Source organism: Citrobacter sp. RHB25-C09 (assembly GCF_013836145.1).
In the GTDB taxonomy this organism is placed as follows: domain Bacteria; phylum Pseudomonadota; class Gammaproteobacteria; order Enterobacterales; family Enterobacteriaceae; genus Citrobacter_A.
In genome coordinates, this window is the sequence record NZ_CP057483.1 from 1,565,322 (window position 1) to 1,583,186 (window position 17,865).

General features: G+C 55.0%; 16 protein-coding genes. 10 read left to right on the forward strand and 6 right to left on the reverse strand.

Going from position 1 to position 17,865, the window contains the following annotated elements:
* Nucleotides 1-3: 3 nt before the first annotated feature.
* Nucleotides 4-903, reverse strand: coding sequence for a glycyl-radical enzyme activating protein (locus HVY19_RS07280; RefSeq protein WP_181683666.1), 900 nt, complete (start codon nucleotides 901-903; stop codon nucleotides 4-6).
* A 132-nt stretch (nucleotides 904-1,035) separates the two neighbouring features.
* Between HVY19_RS07280 and fsa the strand changes: the two genes are divergently transcribed.
* Entirely contained in the window at nucleotides 1,036-1,698 is a 663-nt protein-coding gene (gene fsa, locus HVY19_RS07285; RefSeq protein ID WP_181683667.1) for a fructose-6-phosphate aldolase, read from the forward strand.
* 92 nt (nucleotides 1,699-1,790) lie between these two features.
* Here the strand turns inward: fsa and moeB are convergent, their stop codons facing one another.
* Both moeB and moeA read right to left on the reverse strand, forming a co-directional pair.
* The gene (gene moeB / locus HVY19_RS07290) at nucleotides 1,791-2,540 is read right to left on the reverse strand and encodes a molybdopterin-synthase adenylyltransferase MoeB (RefSeq protein ID WP_181683668.1); all 750 of its coding nucleotides are present in this window, start codon (nucleotides 2,538-2,540) and stop codon (nucleotides 1,791-1,793) included.
* Nucleotides 2,540-3,775: a molybdopterin molybdotransferase MoeA gene (gene moeA / locus HVY19_RS07295; RefSeq protein WP_181683669.1), complete on the reverse strand. Its 1,236-nt coding sequence runs from the start codon at nucleotides 3,773-3,775 to the stop codon at nucleotides 2,540-2,542. Before moeA ends, moeB begins: the two co-directional genes overlap by 1 nt.
* A 206-nt stretch (nucleotides 3,776-3,981) precedes the next feature.
* Between moeA and iaaA the strand changes: the two genes are divergently transcribed.
* From iaaA to gsiD, 5 genes are read left to right on the forward strand one after another with little or no spacing between them, the layout of a single operon-like run.
* Nucleotides 3,982-4,947, forward strand: a complete 966-nt coding sequence (gene iaaA / locus HVY19_RS07300; RefSeq protein WP_181683670.1) for a beta-aspartyl-peptidase — start codon at nucleotides 3,982-3,984, stop codon at nucleotides 4,945-4,947.
* Nucleotides 4,934-6,778, forward strand: coding sequence for a glutathione ABC transporter ATP-binding protein GsiA (gene gsiA / locus HVY19_RS07305; RefSeq protein ID WP_181683671.1), 1,845 nt, complete (start codon nucleotides 4,934-4,936; stop codon nucleotides 6,776-6,778). The genes iaaA and gsiA overlap by 14 nt, the downstream gene beginning before the upstream one ends.
* A gap of 33 nt (nucleotides 6,779-6,811) precedes the next feature.
* A complete protein-coding gene (gsiB, locus tag HVY19_RS07310; RefSeq protein WP_181683672.1) occupies nucleotides 6,812-8,350 on the forward strand; it encodes a glutathione ABC transporter substrate-binding protein GsiB in 1,539 nt (512 codons plus the stop codon).
* 16 nt (nucleotides 8,351-8,366) lie between these two features.
* Nucleotides 8,367-9,287 carry a glutathione ABC transporter permease GsiC gene (gene gsiC, locus HVY19_RS07315; protein ID WP_181683673.1) on the forward strand — a complete coding sequence of 307 codons (921 nt, stop codon included), beginning with the start codon at nucleotides 8,367-8,369 and terminating at the stop codon, nucleotides 9,285-9,287.
* A 2-nt stretch (nucleotides 9,288-9,289) separates the two neighbouring features.
* Nucleotides 9,290-10,201, forward strand: coding sequence for a glutathione ABC transporter permease GsiD (gene gsiD / locus HVY19_RS07320; protein ID WP_181683674.1), 912 nt, complete (start codon nucleotides 9,290-9,292; stop codon nucleotides 10,199-10,201).
* Between the two features lie 102 nt (nucleotides 10,202-10,303).
* On the opposite strand, the gene rimO is transcribed toward gsiD, so the two are convergent.
* Nucleotides 10,304-11,629, reverse strand: a complete 1,326-nt coding sequence (rimO, locus tag HVY19_RS07325) for a 30S ribosomal protein S12 methylthiotransferase RimO (protein WP_181683675.1) — start codon at nucleotides 11,627-11,629, stop codon at nucleotides 10,304-10,306.
* 230 nt (nucleotides 11,630-11,859) lie between these two features.
* Here rimO and bssR point away from each other — a divergent pair, with 230 nt between their 5' ends.
* Together bssR and HVY19_RS07335 are read left to right on the forward strand one after the other, a co-directional pair.
* Entirely contained in the window at nucleotides 11,860-12,243 is a 384-nt protein-coding gene (bssR, locus tag HVY19_RS07330; protein WP_181683676.1) for a biofilm formation regulator BssR, read from the forward strand.
* Between the two features lie 104 nt (nucleotides 12,244-12,347).
* Nucleotides 12,348-13,463: a PQQ-dependent sugar dehydrogenase gene (locus tag HVY19_RS07335; protein WP_181683677.1), complete on the forward strand. Its 1,116-nt coding sequence runs from the start codon at nucleotides 12,348-12,350 to the stop codon at nucleotides 13,461-13,463.
* A gap of 5 nt (nucleotides 13,464-13,468) precedes the next feature.
* Here the strand turns inward: HVY19_RS07335 and HVY19_RS07340 are convergent, their stop codons facing one another.
* Nucleotides 13,469-14,095: a glutathione S-transferase family protein gene (locus tag HVY19_RS07340; RefSeq protein ID WP_181683678.1), complete on the reverse strand. Its 627-nt coding sequence runs from the start codon at nucleotides 14,093-14,095 to the stop codon at nucleotides 13,469-13,471.
* Nucleotides 14,096-14,340: 245 nt separating this feature from the next.
* On the opposite strand from HVY19_RS07340, the gene dacC reads away from it, so the two are divergent.
* On the forward strand, nucleotides 14,341-15,543 hold the full coding sequence (gene dacC / locus HVY19_RS07345) for a serine-type D-Ala-D-Ala carboxypeptidase (RefSeq protein WP_181683679.1): 1,203 nt from the start codon (nucleotides 14,341-14,343) through the stop codon (nucleotides 15,541-15,543).
* Nucleotides 15,544-15,595: 52 nt separating this feature from the next.
* Here the strand turns inward: dacC and deoR are convergent, their stop codons facing one another.
* Nucleotides 15,596-16,354, reverse strand: a complete 759-nt coding sequence (deoR, locus tag HVY19_RS07350) for a DNA-binding transcriptional repressor DeoR (RefSeq protein ID WP_181683680.1) — start codon at nucleotides 16,352-16,354, stop codon at nucleotides 15,596-15,598.
* A gap of 241 nt (nucleotides 16,355-16,595) precedes the next feature.
* On the opposite strand from deoR, the gene HVY19_RS07355 reads away from it, so the two are divergent.
* Complete coding sequence (locus HVY19_RS07355; protein ID WP_181683681.1) at nucleotides 16,596-17,828, forward strand: MFS transporter; 1,233 nt, start codon at nucleotides 16,596-16,598, stop codon at nucleotides 17,826-17,828.
* The last annotated feature ends 37 nt before the right edge of the window (nucleotides 17,829-17,865 follow it).

Sequence of the window (17,865 nt, forward strand, 5' to 3'; positions counted from 1 at the left end):
AGATTATCCTCGTAGAGTCGCGGTCAAACCTTTGGTACGGGCGTACTGCTGCGCAAAGGCCAGCAGTTCGGGGGCATCCAGCGGTTTATCCGGCGCGTTGTAGGGTTGGCTAAGTAAATGGTATTTGTTCATGCCCAGCGTGTGATAGGGCAGGAAGTGAATCTCGCCGACGTGAAGTTCGTCAGCGGCAAAATCCGTTATCGCTTTAACGGTTTCTTCGTCCGCGTTAAATCCTTGAATCAGCGGGACGCGAATGATGATGTTTTTTCCTGCCGCCGCGAGCTTTTTCAGGTTTTCCAGCACCCTGGCGGCGTTGCCGTCGGTCCATTGCTTAAAAGGAGCGTCAGCAACGTGTTTTAAATCCGCCAGAAAGAGGTCGATATTGTCCAGCGACGGTTCAATATATTTCCAGGGGACGTGCAGGCAGGTTTCCACCGCCGTATGGATCCCGGCGTCATGGCTGGCCTTAAACAATGCCGCCGCCAGTTCAGGCTGCATAAAGGGTTCGCCACCGGAAAGGGTAATGCCGCCGCCGCTGCGATCGTAAAACGGTTTGTCGCGCAGTACGGTCGCCATAATCTCATCTGCGCTTTTGGTTTCACCACAGACGGTCAGTGCCTGAGTAGGGCAGCAATCGGTCAGGCGGGTAAGAAGATCGTCAGTGAGTTTTTCGCGATGGATAAGCAGGCCGTTCAATGCGCGTTCAATGACCCCTGGCGCGGCATGAGTACACAGCTCACAGCCTTCCAGACACAGTCGCGCATCAAACAGCAGATCCTGCGTGCGGGCGCGGCTTTCCGGGTTCTGGCACCAGCGACAGCCAAGAGAGCATCCTTTCAGGAACACCACGGTACGGATACCGGGGCCATCGTGGGTAGAATAGCGCTGAATATTGAAAATCATAAACGGCCTCACATGTTTCGTATAAAGATTAAATAACTTTCGAATGAAAGTAATGTTGATGTGCATCAACTAACAGAGAGGTTTTGCCGTGCTATCGTTGTTTCATGCTAATTATTAGTTTGAGGAATGGTTATGGAACTCTATCTGGATACATCCGACGTTGAAGCGGTTAAGACGCTGGCGCGTATTTTTCCGCTGGCTGGCGTGACCACCAACCCCAGTATTGTTGCGGCAGGTAAAAAACCGCTGGACGTGTTGCTTCCAGAATTACGTGAAGCGATGGGGGGAGAGGGGCGGCTGTTCGCGCAGGTGATGGCGACAACGGCGGAAGGTATGGTGGGCGATGCGCGCAAATTACAGGCGATCATCCCTGATATCGTGGTCAAAGTGCCTGTCACGGCCGAAGGTCTGGCGGCGATAAAACTGTTGAAAGAGGAAGGTATCCCGACGCTGGGTACGGCGGTTTATGGCGCGGCACAAGGGCTGTTATCTGCGCTGGCAGGGGCGGAATACGTTGCGCCTTACGTTAACCGCATTGATGCGCAAGGGGGCGCCGGAATTCAGACCGTGAGCGAACTGCATGACCTGTTAAAAATTCACGCGCCGCATGCAAAAGTGCTCGCTGCCAGCTTCAAAACGCCACGTCAGGCGCTGGACTGCCTGCTGGCCGGCTGCGAGTCCATCACCCTGCCGCTGGATGTCGCCCAGCAGCTCATCAGCTACCCGGCAGTAGATGCGGCGGTCGCGAAGTTTGAACACGACTGGCAGAACGCGTTTGGTCGCACCTCAATCTAATCGTTAAATGCCGGATGGCGGCGTTGCCTTATCCGACCTACCGAAGAGACATTATGTCGGCCGGGTAAGCGCCAGCGCCACCCGGCAGGAGGTTACTGGCCGCAAACTTCGCACTGTGGATTACGCATCAGCTTCATTTCGCGGAACTGGCAGGTCATGGCATCGTACATAACGATTTTCCCGGAAGCCGGCTGGCCATAATGCGCCAATAGCTTAATGGCCTCCATGGCTTGTAGCGAGCCAATTACGCCAATTAGCGGTGCCATCACCCCGGCTTCCACGCAGGTTAAGGCATTTTCACCAAAAAGGCGGCTCAGGCAGCGATAGCAGGGTTCACCATCCTGCCACGTAAAGACGCTGATCTGCCCTTCCATACGAATCGCCGCGCCGGAAACCAGCGGGACTTTCGCCGCAAAGCAGCCGGCGTTGAGCTGATTACGCACCGCGACGTTATCGGTACAGTCCAGCACCAGACTGTGCCCGGCAATGAGCGCTCCCAGTGCGACATCGTCCAGCATCGCGTTAATAGGGGTTATAGTAATATGCGGATTAATTTGACTCAGCGCTTCCCGCGCCGACTCGACTTTGGCGTGTCCGATGGTCGCATCGCGGTGCAGCGTTTGACGCTGCAAATTAGAAAGCGACACGGTGTCAAAATCGAGCAGCGTCAGATGACCAACGCCGCTGCTGGCCAGATACTGCGAGGCTGCGCAACCTAAACCACCTAAGCCGACAATTAATACCTTTGCCTCTTTCAGCGCTTCCTGGCCTTCAAAGTCGAAGCCGCGCAGAATGATTTGCCGGTTGTAGCGCAGCATCTCCTGATCGCTGAGTTCTGCCATTACAGGCCTCCGAACAGTGCGTTAAACGGTTCGACTTCCACCCATTCTCCCACCTCGACATTGCCGCGATCGCGCTCCAGCACAATAAAACAGTTCCCCAGGCTGAAGGAACTGAAGATATGCGAGCCCTGATGTCCCGTCGTGCTCACCTCGAGTTCCCCGTCAGCGGCGCGCTGTAACACACCTCGCTGGAAATCGAGGCGGCCAGGGGTTTTCTTCAGACGTGATGCCGTTCGTACTCGCTGGCGCGGCGGTAAACCACTGGCGCTGTTACCGCTCAGTTTCGCCAGCAGCGGCTGCACCAGTTGATAGAAGGTTAAGGCAGCAGAGACGGGGTTACCCGGCAGCCCGCAGAACCAACTGTTGCTCAGCTTGCCGAAAGCGAACGGTTTCCCTGGCTTAATGGCCAGTTTCCAGAAGGCAATTTCCCCCAGTTCTTCAAGGATCGTTTTGGTGTAATCCGCTTCGCCTACAGAAACGCCGCCGGAGCTGATGACCACATCCGCCTCGCTGTCAGCTTCAATGAACGCCGCGCGCAGGGCATTAGGGTCGTCGCGGATTATCCCTAAATTGATAACTTCACAACCCAACTGTTGCAGCATCAGATGCACGGCCAGGCGGTTAGTATCGTAAATCTGCCCTTCGCCGAGCGGTTGGCCTGGCAGTTGGAGTTCGTCACCGGTAGAGAACAGGGCGACGCGAACCTTACGCACCACCTGAACGTCGGCGATGCCAAGCGATGCCAGTACCGGCAGTTCAGCGGTCGTCAGTCGTGTTCCTGCCGGAAAGACCACGGCATTTTGCCTGATGTCTTCGCCGCGACGACGTATGTTTTGCCCCGGGCGGACGTCAGCGGTAAAACGCACACCGTCGTCGCTCTGTTCCGTCTGCTCCTGCATCACCACCGCCTCACAGTCTGCGGGGACTGGTGCGCCGGTCATAATGCGAATACAGGTACCCACAGGCCATTCCCCCTGAAACGGCTGTCCGGCAAACGCTTTTCCTGTCACCGGAAGAGGTTTCCCTGCGCTGAGGTCCTCCAGGCGCACCGCGTAACCGTCCATCGCCGAGTTATCAAAACCGGGGACGTCCAGGGGAGAAACCACATCGCTTGCCAGAATCCGGCCAAAGCACTGCACCAGCGGCAGTGTCTCGATGGCGGTAAGAGGGGTAACACGCGACAGCATTTCGCTAAGCGCCGCGTCCAGCGGCATCAGTCCGGCGGTAAATTCCATGAAAACTCTCCTGCGTGGGCAAAATCGAATCCCGCTATTATGTCAGAAAATGGGTGGTGGCTGTATGCCACCTCAGATTTAGAATCTATCCCATTAGGCTCTTCGCTCGCTAATCGTCTTTACATGCCTTGCGCATCTTTCTATATTCAAAAATCGAATCAATAACTCTACAAAATTCTGATATTTGTAGAAGACGGACGATAACCATGGGCAAAGCAGTTATTGCAATTCACGGCGGCGCTGGGGCCATCAGCCGTTCGCAGATGAGCCACGAGCAGGAATTACGCTATATCCAGGCACTGTCAGACATTGTGGAAGCCGGACAAAAAATGCTGGAGGCAGGGGAGAGTGCGCTGGATGTCGTGACGGAAGCCGTGCGTCTGCTGGAGGAATGTCCGCTGTTTAATGCCGGGATTGGCGCGGTCTATACCCGCGACGAAACCCATGAGCTGGATGCCTGCGTAATGGATGGCAATACTCTGAATGCCGGAGCGGTGGCGGGCGTCAGCCGGTTGCGTAATCCAGTTCTTGCCGCAAGGCTGGTGATGGAGCGTAGCCCCCACGTCATGATGATTGGAACGGGCGCGGAACAATTTGCCGCCGGGCAGGGGATGGCGCTTGTTTCTCCGCAGCTATTTGCCACCCCAGAACGCTACGAACAGCTACTGACGGCGCGCGCACAGGGTGAGACAGTGCTTGATCATAGCGGTGCGCCGCTGGATGAAAACACGAAGATGGGCACCGTTGGCGCCGTCGCGCTGGACCTGCAGGGCAACCTGGCGGCAGCAACGTCGACGGGCGGTATGACCAATAAATTACCCGGTCGCGTCGGCGACAGTCCGTTAGTCGGCGCGGGGTGTTATGCAAACAATGCCAGTGTTGCCGTTTCCTGTACCGGAACGGGCGAGGTGTTTATACGCGCACTGGCCGCTTACGACATTGCCGCATTGATGGATTACGGCGGTCTGAGCTTAGCGGAAGCCTGCGAGCGCGTGGTAATGGAAAAATTGCCGGCACTGGGCGGCAGCGGTGGATTAATCGCTGTCGATCATGAAGGGAATATCGCCCTGCCATTTAACTGCGAAGGCATGTACCGCGCCTGGGGATATGCCGGAGACAGGCCAACAACCGGGATCTACCGGGAAAAAGGGGACACCGTTGCCACACAGTGATGAGCTTGACGTCAGCGACGTGCTGTCCGTCAGCAATCTGAATATTGCATTTGTCCAGGACAGACAGCGTACTGATGCCGTGCGTCATCTCTCGTTTCGCCTGAAGCGGGGTGAAACGTTGGCGATAGTCGGTGAGTCCGGCTCGGGAAAATCAGTCACGGCGCTGGCGTTAATGCGTCTGATTGAACAGTCAGGTGGTGAAATTCAGTGCGAGCGGATGCTCCTTCGGCGGCGTAATCGGGAGGTCATTGAGCTGGGTGAGCAAAGTGCTTCGCAGCTTCAGCGCGTTCGCGGTGCCGATATCGCGATGATTTTTCAGGAACCGATGACCTCGCTCAACCCGGTATTTACCGTCGGAGAGCAGATCGCAGAATCCATCCGCCTGCATCAGGGGTTGGGGCGCGAGGAAGCGATGGCAGAAGCCAAACGGATGCTCGATCAGGTACGTATTCCGGAGGCGCAGGCGATTCTTTCCCGCTATCCGCATCAGCTTTCTGGTGGTATGCGCCAGCGAGTGATGATTGCCATGGCGCTTTCATGCCGTCCGGCGGTGTTGATTGCCGATGAACCGACCACCGCGCTGGATGTCACCATCCAGGCGCAGATCCTGCAACTGATTAAAGTGTTGCAGCAAGAGATGTCGATGGGCGTAATTTTTATCACCCACGATATGGGCGTGGTGGCCGATGTTGCCGATCGGGTACTGGTGATGAATCAGGGGGAAGCCGTCGAAACCGGCAGCGTTGAGCAACTCTTTCGCACCCCGCAGCATCCCTACACTAAAGCGCTGTTGGCCGCAGTGCCGACGTTAGGCGCAATGAAAGGCCTGCCCTGGCCGCGCCGCTTTCCGCTCGTCTCGCCAAATGCCCCGGATAAAAGCGAACCACCTTTGGATCAGAACACGGTCGTGGACGGTGAACCCATTTTACAGGTCCGCAATCTGGTGACCCGTTTCCCGCTGCGCAGCGGCATTTTAAACCGCGTAACGCGAGAAGTGTATGCAGTGGAAAACGTCAGTTTTGAACTCTGGCCCGGCGAGACGCTGTCGCTGGTCGGGGAGTCGGGCTGCGGTAAATCGACCACCGGGCGGGCGCTGTTGAGGCTGGTAGAATCGCAGTCAGGCGAAATTATTTTTAAAGGTCAGCGCATTGATACCTTGCCCGCCAGCAAACTTCAGCCCCTGCGTCGCGACATTCAGTTTATCTTTCAGGATCCTTATGCCTCGCTCGACCCGCGCAAGACCATCGGATATTCCATAATGGAACCGCTGCAGGTCCATGGCCTGTTGCAGGGCGATGCGGCGGCGACTCGTGTGGCATGGCTGCTTGAGCGCGTTGGCCTGCGGCCGGAACATGCGTGGCGTTATCCGCATGAGTTTTCCGGCGGTCAGCGTCAGCGTATCTGCATTGCCCGCGCGCTGGCGCTTAATCCAAAAGTGATTATTGCCGATGAGTCGGTTTCCGCGCTGGACGTCTCTATCCGCGGACAAATTATCAACCTGTTGCTCGATCTGCAGCGGGAAATGGGGATTGCGTATCTGTTTATCTCGCATGATATGGCGGTGGTCGAGCGTATCAGTCACCGTGTTGCCGTCATGCACATGGGGCAGATTGTTGAGATCGGCTCACGTGCAGCGTTGTTTGAAAATCCACAGCATCCGTATACACGAAAGTTAATGGCGGCGGTTCCAGTGGCGGATCCAGGTCGGCATCGTCCACCACGAGTACTTTTATCAGATACCCTTCCCAGCAACATCTATCGGCGTGGGGAAGCGCCTTCACCAGTTTCATTGCAGTTAGTCGGTCCCGGACATTATGTCGCACGTCCATAACATTACATTCAGGCAGGGTTCAGGAGAAAAAATATGATAAATTTCGAAGCCCGACATTGGCTGTTGGCAATGGGCGCAACCGCGACGCTGATCGCCTCTCCGGTATTTGCGGCAAAAGATGTCGTTGTCGCAGTGGGCTCCAACTTCACCACGCTCGACCCCTACGACGCCAACGACACCTTATCGCAGGCGGTCGCAAAGTCGTTTTATCAGGGGCTGTTTGGCCTTGATAAAGAGATGAAACTGAAGAATGTGCTGGCGGAGAGCTATACCGTCTCCGATGACGGTCTGACCTATACCCTCAAGCTGCGGCAGGGGGTGAAATTCCAGGACGGTACCGACTTCAACGCCGAAGCGGTAAAAATTAACCTCGATCGCGCCAGTAACCCTGATAACAGCCTCAAGCGTTATAACCTGTATAAAAATATTGCCTCAACAGAGGCGGTTGATCCGTCGACGGTGAAAATCACCCTGAAGCAGCCATTCTCGGCGTTTATTAATATCCTGGCGCATCCGGCGACGGCAATGATCTCTCCGGCGGCGCTGGCGAAATACGGTAAAGAAATCGGCTTCCACCCGGTGGGAACCGGTCCGTATGTACTGGAAACGTGGAATCAAACGGACTTTGTGAAGGTGAAAAAATACGACGGCTACTGGCAGCAGGGGTTGCCGAAGCTCGACACCATCACCTGGCGTCCGGTCACCGATAACAATACCCGTGCGGCGATGTTGCAAACGGGCGAGGCGCAGTTTGCATTCCCGATCCCTTATGAACAGGCGGCGCTACTGCAGAAAAACAAGAATCTCGAACTGGTCGCCAGTCCGTCGATTATGCAGCGTTACATCAGTATGAACGTGACGCAAAAGCCGTTCGATAACCTGAAGGTGCGCGAAGCCCTGAACTATGCCATTAACCGTCAGGCGCTGGTGAAAGTCGCGTTTGCCGGTTATGCCACGCCAGCGACCGGCGTGGTGCCGCCGTCTATCGCCGGAGCGCAAAGTTACGCGCCGTGGCCCTACGATCCGGCGAAAGCGCGAGAGTTGCTGAAAGAGGCGGGTTACCCGAACGGCTTCAGCACCACGCTGTGGTCGTCGCATAATCACAGTACTGCTCAGAAGGTACTACAGTTTACGCAGCAGCAGTTGGCGCAGGTGGGCATTAAGGTGCAGGTAACGGCGATGGATGCCGGACAGCGCGCGGCGGAAGTCGAGGGTAAAGGGCAGAAAGAGAGCGGGGTCAGAATGTTCTATACCGGCTGGTCGGCCTCGACCGGTGAGGCTGACTGGGCGCTTTCACCGCTGTTCGCCTCGCAAAACTGGCCGCCGACCTTGTTTAACACCGCCTTCTACAGCAATACGCAGGTGGACACCGATCTTACCGATGCCCTGAAAACCACCGATCCGCAAGAGAAAATTCGGCTATACAAAGAGGCGCAGGATATTCTCTGGAAAGAGTCGCCGTGGATCCCGCTGGTGGTGGAAAAACTGGTTTCTGCGCACAGCAAAAATCTGACCGGATTCTGGATTATGCCAGATACCGGGTTCAGTTTTGACGATGCCGATTTGAAATAAGCACACCGGGAGCGTGATGTTTAATTATGTCATTAAGCGCCTGCTGGGGTTGATTCCGACCCTGCTGATTGTGGCGGTGCTGGTTTTTCTGTTTGTTCACCTGTTGCCAGGCGATCCGGCGCGGCTGATTGCCGGGCCGGAGGCCGATGCGCAGGTGGTGGAGCTGGTTCGTCAGCAGCTTGGCCTTGACCAGCCGCTGTACGTACAATTCTGGCATTACATGAGCAACGTATTACAGGGCGATTTTGGCATTTCCATGGTCTCCAGACGCCCTGTCTCTGAGGAGATCGCCAGCCGCTTTATGCCTACGCTCTGGCTCACGTTGAGCAGCATGACCTGGGCTGTGCTTTTCGGGATGGCGGCGGGTATTGTCGCTGCGGTTTGGCGCAACCGCTGGCCAGACCGACTCAGCATGACGCTGGCTGTTACGGGGATCTCATTTCCGGCCTTTGCGCTGGGGATGCTGCTAATGCAGGTGTTCTCCGTTCAACTGGGTTGGTTGCCAACCGTTGGGGCCGACAGCGGGTTGCACTATATTCTGCCCTCAGTCACTCTCGGCGCGGCAGTTGCCTCGGTGATGGCCCGTTTTACCCGCGCTTCGTTTGTTGATGTGCTAAGTGAAGATTACATGCGTACCGCGAGGGCAAAAGGGGTAAGCGAGACGTGGGTGGTGCTCAAGCACGGCCTGCGTAATGCAATGATCCCGGTGGTCACTATGATGGGCTTACAGTTTGGCTTTCTGCTCGGCGGTTCGATCGTGGTAGAGAAGGTATTCAACTGGCCGGGGCTGGGGCGTCTGCTTGTGGACTCTGTCGAAATGCGTGATTACCCGGTCATTCAGGCCGAGGTATTACTGTTCTCGCTCGAATTTATTCTTATCAACTTAGTGGTGGATGTGTTGTATGCCGCCATTAACCCGGCTATCAGGTACAAGTAAGGATGCGATTGCTTAACTGGCGCCGTCAGGCGATTTTAAATGCCATGCCGATGGTTAAACCCGACCGGGTACGCACGCCGTGGCTTGAGTTCTGGCGGCGCTTTCGCCGTCAGCATGTGGCGTTAGTTGCGGGCTGTTTTGTGCTGTTGCTGATACTGGTGGCTATCTTCGCCCACTGGCTGACGCCTTTTGATGCGGAAAATTATTTCGATTACGACAGGCTGAATGACGGTCCGTCGGTAATGCACTGGTTTGGCGTCGACTCTCTGGGCAGAGATATCTTTAGCCGCGTGTTGGTCGGGGCGCAAATCTCTCTGGCGGCAGGGGTCTTTGCGGTGTTGATTGGCGCGTTCATCGGCACGGTATTGGGGTTGCTGGCGGGCTATTATGAAGGCTGGTGGGATCGGTTGATCATGCGTATCTGCGATGTGCTGTTTGCCTTTCCGGGTATCCTGTTGGCGATTGCCGTGGTGGCTGTGCTCGGCAGCGGGATCGCTAATGTGATTATCGCGGTGGCGATATTCTCCATTCCGGCATTCGCGCGTCTGGTACGTGGCAATACGCTGGTACTCAAGCGGCAAACATTTATCGAGTCGGCCCGTAGCATTGGTGCCAGCGATACCACCATCATTTTCAGCCATATTTTGCCGGGGACCGTTTCGTCAATTGTGGTCTTTTTTACCATGCGCATTGGCACGTCGATTATTTCGGCGGCAAGTCTGTCGTTTCTGGGGTTGGGGGCGCAACCGCCGACACCGGAGTGGGGGGCGATGCTAAATGAAGCGCGGGCGGATATGGTGATTGCGCCGCATGTGGCGTTGTTCCCGGCGGTGGCGATTTTTCTGACCGTGCTGGCGTTTAATTTACTGGGTGACGGGCTGCGCGACGCGCTGGATCCAAAGATTAAGGGGTAAAATTGCCCGGTGGCGCTGACGCTTACCGGGCCTACAAAATCTCAAATGGCACGGGCATGTAGGCCGGATAAGGCGTTTACGCCGCCATCCGGCATTAGTCACTTAAACGCGGCTGCCCCACAGATCATATTCGTCGGCGTTTTCCACTTTCACGCGAATCACGTCGCCCGGTTTCACGCCGGTTTCGCCGTTCAGATAGACCGCGCCGTCGATTTCAGGTGCATCCGCCATACTGCGGCCAATCGCGCCTTCTTCGTCAACTTCATCAATGATGACCAGGATTTCGCGGCCGATCTTTTCTTGCAAGCGTTCAGCAGAAATCTGCTGCTGCAACTGCATGAAGCGGTTCCAGCGCTCTTCTTTCACCTCTTCCGGTACCTGGTCCGGCAGCTCATTGGCGCCCGCACCTTCAACCGGGCTGTATTTGAAGCAGCCAACGCGGTCAAGACGCGCTTCTTTCAGGAAATCCAGCAGCATCTGGAAATCCTCTTCCGTTTCACCCGGGAAGCCGACGATAAACGTGGAGCGCAGGGTCAGCTCTGGGCAGATTTCGCGCCATTGCTTGATGCGCGCCAGTTGGCGGTCAACGGAGCCCGGGCGCTTCATCAGTTTCAGAATACGTGGGCTGGCGTGTTGCAGTGGGATATCCAGATACGGCAGGATTTTGCCTTCCGCCATCAGTGGGATCACGTCGTCGACATGCGGGTAAGGATAGACATAGTGCAGGCGCGTCCAGATGCCCAGTTTAGAGAGTTGCTCGCACAGGCTGACCATGCTGGTTTTCACCGGTTCGCCGTTATAAAAACCGGTGCGGTGCTTCACATCCACGCCATACGCGGAAGTGTCCTGGGAAATCACCAGGATCTCCTTCACACCCGCATCAACCAGACGTTTTGCTTCGCTTAACACATCGCCAATCGGGCGGCTTACCAGGTCACCACGCATAGACGGGATGATGCAGAAGGTGCAACGATGGTTGCAGCCTTCAGAAATCTTCAGATAGGCATAATGACGCGGGGTCAGCTTTACGCCCTGTTCCGGCACCAGACTCAGGAACGGGTTATGCTGCGGCTTCGGCACGTAGTGGTGAACGTGCTCCAGCACCTGCTCATAGCTATGAGGACCCGTGATTTCCAGCACTTTAGGATGGACCTCGCGGATCTGATCTTCTTTTGCGCCCAGACAGCCGGTAACGATGACCTTGCCATTTTCATTCAGCGCTTCACCAATGGCCTCCAGGGATTCCTGCACGGCGCTATCGATAAAACCGCAGGTATTGACGATCACCATATCCGCATCGTCATAGCTCGGGACCACATCGTAACCTTCGGTACGCAGTTCAGTCAGGATGCGTTCCGAATCGACGAGGTTTTTGGGGCAGCCGAGGGAAACGAAGCCGATTTTCGGCTGAGGGGTAACTTTGCTCATAGCTTAAAAATTGTTCAGTTATTGGAATGGACAGGGCAGGGATTCTACAGAGTTCTGCATAAAAATTGTATCGCAATCTCACGCTTGTCGGTGCGCTAAACCTGCATATGATTATAGTAACAATGTAAATTATGTTAATTCGGAGTGAATAATTGATCTGAGGCAGAGCATTGTACAAAAAACGACCATACTATTAAGTTGCACCATGGACGTAAGAGGAGGGACTAAGTATGTTCGTTGACAGACTGAGAAGCGATCTGCTGGATAAACTTATCAACGCCAGGGTCGACCTCGCTGCGTATCTGCAGCTAAGGAAGGCAAAAGGATATATGTCAGTCAGCGAGAATGATCATCTACGTGATAATTTTTTCGAACTGAACCGCGAGCTGCACGATAAATCGTTGCGCCTGAACCTGCATCTCGATCAGGAAGAATGGGATGCGCTGCACCATGCTGAAGGCGCGTTAGCCGCCGCTGCAGTGTGCATGATGAGCGGTCGCCATGACTGCCCAACCGTTATTGCCGTCAACGCCGAAAAACTTGAGGCGAGCCTGACGGCGTTAACATTAAGTATTCAGAGCCTGCAAGCTCACTCAACGCTTGAGCACGCCTGAAATCGGGGGGAGGCAACTCCCCCTTCATATTAAGCTTTTGTAAAAATGAATCCCTGACGCTTCTCGCTGACTACGCTTTATTCCAGAGTCATCAAGGAGGCGTTATGCGTCGATCGTTACTTCTGCTTTTCCCGCTGCTGCTAGGTTCGTCACTCTTGCAGGCCGAAACGCCCACAGTACATGTCGAGGTGCTGCAAACCAAACTTGACCATCCCTGGGCGTTGGCTTTTCTCCCGGATAACAAAGGACTGCTGATCACCCTGAAAGGGGGCCAACTGCGTCACTGGCAGGCGGGGAAAGGGCTTTCCGATCCGCTTCCGGGCGTACCAAAGGTCTGGGCGGAAGGTCAGGGCGGCCTGCTGGATGTGGCGCTGGCTCCTGATTTTGCCCAGTCGCGGCGAGTCTGGCTGAGCTTTGCTGAGGCCGATGCGCAGGGCAAAGCGGGTACGGCAGTGGGTTATGGACGACTCAGCGATGACCTCTCGCGGCTGGAAAACTTCCAGACCGTGTTTCGCCAGATGCCCAAACTTTCAACCGGTAACCATTTTGGCGGGCGACTGGTATTCGACGGGAAGGGGTATCTGTACATTGGTCTTGGTGAAAACAATCAGCGCCCGACAGCGCAGGATCTCGACAAGTTGCAGGGAAAGGTGGTGCGCCTGACCGAGCAGGGTAAAATTCCCACTGACAACCCGTTTGTGAATAAACCCGGCGTCCGGCCTGAAATCTGGTCCTACGGTATTCGCAACCCACAGGGAATGGCGATGAACCCGTGGAGTCATGTCCTGTGGTTGAACGAGCATGGCCCGCGCGGAGGGGATGAGATCAACATTCCCGAAAAAGGGAAGAATTACGGCTGGCCGCTGGCAACCTGGGGCATTAACTACAGCGGGTTTAAGATCCCTGAAGCGAAGGGGGAGATTGTTGACGGCACTGAACAGCCGATTTTCTACTGGAAAAAATCCCCGGCTCTTAGCGGCATGGCCTTTTACAACAGCGACACATTCCCCGAGTGGAAACAAAAGCTGTTCATCGGCGCGCTGAAAGACAAAGATGTGATTGTGATGGGCATTCACGGCAATAAAGTGACCGAGGAGGGACGAATCCTCGGCGAGCGCGAGCAGAGAATTCGTGATGTGCGCGTTGGACCCGACGGCTACCTGTATGTCTTAACCGACGAGTCCGATGGCGAATTACTGAAAGTCAGTCCGCGCAGCTAATACGCTTAGCTGACCGGAATCATAACGGTTTTTTGGAACGCCGGGCGCTCGGTCAGTTGCTGGTACCAGCGCTCCAGATGCGGCCGCGGCGTCCACTTCAGGTTGACGTTAAACAAGTTATAGACGAACGGGGCGATGGCGATATCACCCGTCCCCAACGCATCACCCGAGAACCAGGTCTGATTCGCCAGTGCCGCGTCGAGGATTTCAAACAGCTCATCGCACTGCTTTGCTCCGGCCTCAATCGCTTTATGATCGCGCTGCTCCGGCGGCGTGCGAACCAGCCCCATCAGGACGATGCGATGCGCGGGCGCGAGCGTTTGGTTGGCCCAGTCCATCCATTTTTCGCCTTCCGCGCGACGCGCCGGGGAATCAACCCAAAGGCGATTCTGTCCATACTGGGCAGCCAGATAGCGCACGATAGTATTGGATTCCCACAGCAAAACGTCGCTTTCATCATCGCGCAGCAGCGGTACCAGACCGTTCGGGTTCATCGCCAGAAAGTCTGGGTCATGGTTCAGCCCGTACTGACCTCCCGCCAGGATATGGTTAAACGGCAGTTCCAGCTCTTCGAGCGTCCATAAGACTTTCTTGACGTTAGCTGAGTTATTCCGACCCCACAGCGTAATCATAGTTACCCCTCAATAATGGACAGCCTCAGTTGCGTTCTCTCCTCATGGTGAGATAAACCTAACAATTTCGCAACTACCAATAAAAAAATCGGTGCGGGTGCAGCGTAGAGTGCTGTTATTGCATAAACTTTAAAAACTTTACCAACTTACGGTTCCCTTACGCTTCTTAGTGCGTTATTACTCACCGCACTTATTATACGGTGGTATGACGTATTTTTTTTTGAATGGATACTCGGGTGGCCTATATGACGCAATATGCTTCTTCCCTTCGTAATTTCGCAGCGGGTTCCGCACTGTTATTCCTTTTCGCCCCGGTAGTAACGGCAGCAGAGCAAACCATTGCGCCGCCAACTGTGGATGCACGAGCGTGGATTTTGATGGACTACGCCAGCGGCAAGGTGCTGGCGGAAGGCAATGCGGATGAAAAACTGGATCCGGCCAGTTTAACCAAAATTATGACCAGCTATGTGGTTGGGCAAGCGCTTAAAGCGGGCAAAATCAAGCTGACCGATAAGGTGACGATCGGGAAAGATGCCTGGGCGACAGGTAATCCGGCGCTGCGCGGTTCTTCGGTGATGTTTCTGAAGCCTGGCGACCAGGTTGCTGTTTCCGACCTCAATAAAGGGGTGATTATTCAGTCCGGTAACGATGCCTGTATCGCGCTGGCGGACTATGTTGCCGGGAGCCAGGATTCGTTCATCGGTCTGATGAACGGTTACGCTAAAAAGCTGGGGCTGACGAACACCACCTTCCAGACGGTTCATGGTCTTGATGCACCGGGGCAGTTCAGTACCGCGCGCGATATGGCGCTGCTGGGTAAAGCGTTGATCCGCGATGTTCCGGAAGAGTACGCGATCCACAAAGAAAAAGAGTTCACTTTTAATAATATTCGCCAGCCTAACCGCAACCGTCTGCTGTGGAGTTCCAATGTCAACGTCGATGGCATGAAAACGGGGACCACGGCGGGAGCGGGCTATAACCTGGTCGCGTCGGCAACGCAGGGTGACATGCGCCTGATCTCCGTGGTGTTGGGCGCCAAAACTGACCGTATTCGTTTCAATGAGTCAGAAAAGCTGCTGACCTGGGGCTTCCGCTTTTATGAAACGGTAACGCCCATCAAACCGGATGCCACCTTTGTGACCCAGCGCGTCTGGTTTGGTGACAAGAGCGAAGTGAATCTTGGCGCCGGAGACGCGGGGTCAGTGACCATTCCCCGCGGCCAACTGAAAAACCTGAAAGCCAGCTTTACGCTGACGGAACCGCAACTCACCGCACCGCTGAAAAAAGGCCAGGTGGTCGGCACCATTGATTTCCAGCTAAACGGAAAATCGATTGAGCAACGTCCATTAATGGTGATGGACGCCGTCGAAGAGGGCGGATTCTTTGGACGGATGTGGGATTTCGTGTCGCTGAAATTCCACCAGTGGTTTGGAAGCTGGTTCTCGTAAAGAGAAAATGGCCGGATGGCGTCAGACGCTTACCCGGCCTTCAGATTTCGCGTTAATACATCAATTTGATCCGCTGCGCTTTCGCAAAGCTGACAAACTCATCGTCCGGGCAGACGTCGCTTACCACGACATCGAAGCGCTTTAATTCCCCCATCCGCGCCGGACGCACCTTACCAAATTTGCTGTGATCAACAACCAGCACATGATATTGCGCGCGAGACATTGCCCAATGTTTAACCGGTAATTCTTCCAGATTAAAGCAGGTGGCACCCTTACTGATGTGTACGCCCGCCGCAGAATAAAATGCGATATCCGGGCAGATATTATTCAGCGTTTCCTGGGCGTCGAGCGGTTTGAATATCGCATTGCTGGCATGAAATTCTCCGCCAGAAAGGATCGCACGGCACAACGGTTTTTCCTGCAAAGCCAGAAAAGTGTTCAGCGAATAACAGACGGCAGTAAAAGGCAGCTCGTTATCAATGGCCTCAATGATCCACGGTGTCGTAGTTCCGCAATCAAAAAATAGCGTTTGATGAGGCTGCACCAGGCTCGCGGCCAGCTGTGCGGCGCGGCGTTTTTCTTCCACCAGGCGGGATTTTTGATCGCTTAGCAGATAATGGCTGGCGCTACGCGGCTCCAGCACAATATAGCCACCGAGAAGAACCACTGGCGCGTTGTTGTTATTGAGATCGCGGCGGATCGTCATTTCAGAAACGCCCAGCAGGGTCGCGGCTTCCTTAAGATGGAGTTTATCGCTGCGTTTCAGCGCCTGCAGCAATTGACCAATACGCTCTTCGCGACGTGTTTCCATAGTTCCCCTGGACGAATAATTCAGCGCTCTGCACCACACAGAGTGCATAATATTACTCTTTTTTCCTCTGTTTAGTCACCCATCCCGCCCTGTTGAATCGAGAGTTTGGGATAACTCAACATGCTGATTTTGGCAATACTGTAAAAATGTGCCTAATTTGCTGTCGCCACGCATAATTCACTATCTCAGAAGACGCAGTTTCATTACACTTTGCGCGATTTTTTAATAACGAAGAGATTGCATGCAAAACCGTTTACAACAAGGTGCCCGGCTTGGACGTCAGGCGCTGCTATTCCCTCTCTGTCTGGTGCTCTACGAATTCTCTACCTACATTGGCAACGATATGATCCAACCCGGCATGCTGGCGGTGGTGGAACAATATCAGGCAGGAATTGACTGGGTACCGACTTCGATGACCGCCTATCTGGCAGGCGGCATGTTTTTGCAGTGGCTGTTAGGGCCGCTGTCGGACCGTATTGGCCGTCGCCCGGTAATGTTAGCCGGGGTGGTGTGGTTCATTGTCACCTGCCTGGCGACGCTGCTGGCGCAAAGCATTGAGCAATTCACCCTGTTGCGTTTTTTACAGGGTATCAGCTTGTGCTTTATCGGTGCGGTGGGCTATGCGGCCATTCAGGAATCGTTTGAAGAGGCCGTGTGCATTAAGATCACTGCGCTAATGGCCAACGTGGCGCTGATTGCGCCGCTCCTTGGCCCGCTGGTTGGCGCGGCCTGGGTGCATGTCCTGCCGTGGGAAGGAATGTTCGTGCTGTTTGCGGCACTGGCGGCGATCGCTTTCTTTGGTCTGCAACGTGCAATGCCGGAAACCGCCACGCGTATGGGCGAAACGCTGTCTCTGAAGGCGCTCGGTACCGATTACAAACAGGTGCTAAAAAACGGGCGCTTTGTGGCAGGTGCGCTGGCGCTGGGATTTGTCAGCCTGCCATTGCTGGCGTGGATTGCACAGTCGCCCATTATTATCATCAGCGGCGAGCAGTTGAGCAGCTATGAATACGGGCTGTTGCAGGTGCCGATTTTTGGTGCGCTGATCGTCGGCAACCTGGTGCTGGCGCGACTGACCTCACGGCGCACGGTGCGTTCACTGATCATCATGGGCGGCTGGCCAATTATGCTGGGGCTTATCATCGCGGCGGCCGCCACGGTTGTCTCTTCTCACGCTTATCTATGGATGACGGCGGGGTTGAGCGTCTATGCGTTTGGTATTGGCGTGGCGAACGCCGGGCTGGTCCGTCTCACGCTGTTTGCCAGCGATATGAGCAAGGGGACGGTTTCGGCGGCGATGGGGATGCTACAGATGCTGATCTTCACCGTGGGTATCGAGTTAAGCAAATATGCTTATCTTGGCGGTGGCAACAGCTTGTTCAGTCTGTTTAACCTGGCGAACGGCATCCTGTGGCTGGTGCTGACGGTGATTTTCCTGAAGGATAAACAGGTCGGCAATACGCGGGAAGGGTAGCGCGGAAGCAGACCGGTTTCGGACATCTTGTCAGATG

Bases quoted from the DNA above. Each gene is read 5' to 3' on its own strand.
- HVY19_RS07280 (WP_181683666.1), bottom strand. From the start codon at position 903: ATGATTTTCAATATTCAGCGCTATTCTACCCACGATGGCCCCGGTATC.
- fsa (WP_181683667.1), top strand. From the start codon at position 1,036: ATGGAACTCTATCTGGATACATCCGACGTTGAAGCGGTTAAGACGCTG.
- moeB (WP_181683668.1), bottom strand. From the start codon at position 2,540: ATGGCAGAACTCAGCGATCAGGAGATGCTGCGCTACAACCGGCAAATC.
- moeA (WP_181683669.1), bottom strand. From the start codon at position 3,775: ATGGAATTTACCGCCGGACTGATGCCGCTGGACGCGGCGCTTAGCGAA.
- iaaA (WP_181683670.1), top strand. From the start codon at position 3,982: ATGGGCAAAGCAGTTATTGCAATTCACGGCGGCGCTGGGGCCATCAGC.
- gsiB (WP_181683672.1), top strand. From the start codon at position 6,812: ATGATAAATTTCGAAGCCCGACATTGGCTGTTGGCAATGGGCGCAACC.
- gsiC (WP_181683673.1), top strand. From the start codon at position 8,367: ATGTTTAATTATGTCATTAAGCGCCTGCTGGGGTTGATTCCGACCCTG.
- gsiD (WP_181683674.1), top strand. From the start codon at position 9,290: ATGCGATTGCTTAACTGGCGCCGTCAGGCGATTTTAAATGCCATGCCG.
- rimO (WP_181683675.1), bottom strand. From the start codon at position 11,629: ATGAGCAAAGTTACCCCTCAGCCGAAAATCGGCTTCGTTTCCCTCGGC.
- bssR (WP_181683676.1), top strand. From the start codon at position 11,860: ATGTTCGTTGACAGACTGAGAAGCGATCTGCTGGATAAACTTATCAAC.
- HVY19_RS07335 (WP_181683677.1), top strand. From the start codon at position 12,348: ATGCGTCGATCGTTACTTCTGCTTTTCCCGCTGCTGCTAGGTTCGTCA.
- HVY19_RS07340 (WP_181683678.1), bottom strand. From the start codon at position 14,095: ATGATTACGCTGTGGGGTCGGAATAACTCAGCTAACGTCAAGAAAGTC.
- dacC (WP_181683679.1), top strand. From the start codon at position 14,341: ATGACGCAATATGCTTCTTCCCTTCGTAATTTCGCAGCGGGTTCCGCA.
- deoR (WP_181683680.1), bottom strand. From the start codon at position 16,354: ATGGAAACACGTCGCGAAGAGCGTATTGGTCAATTGCTGCAGGCGCTG.
- HVY19_RS07355 (WP_181683681.1), top strand. From the start codon at position 16,596: ATGCAAAACCGTTTACAACAAGGTGCCCGGCTTGGACGTCAGGCGCTG.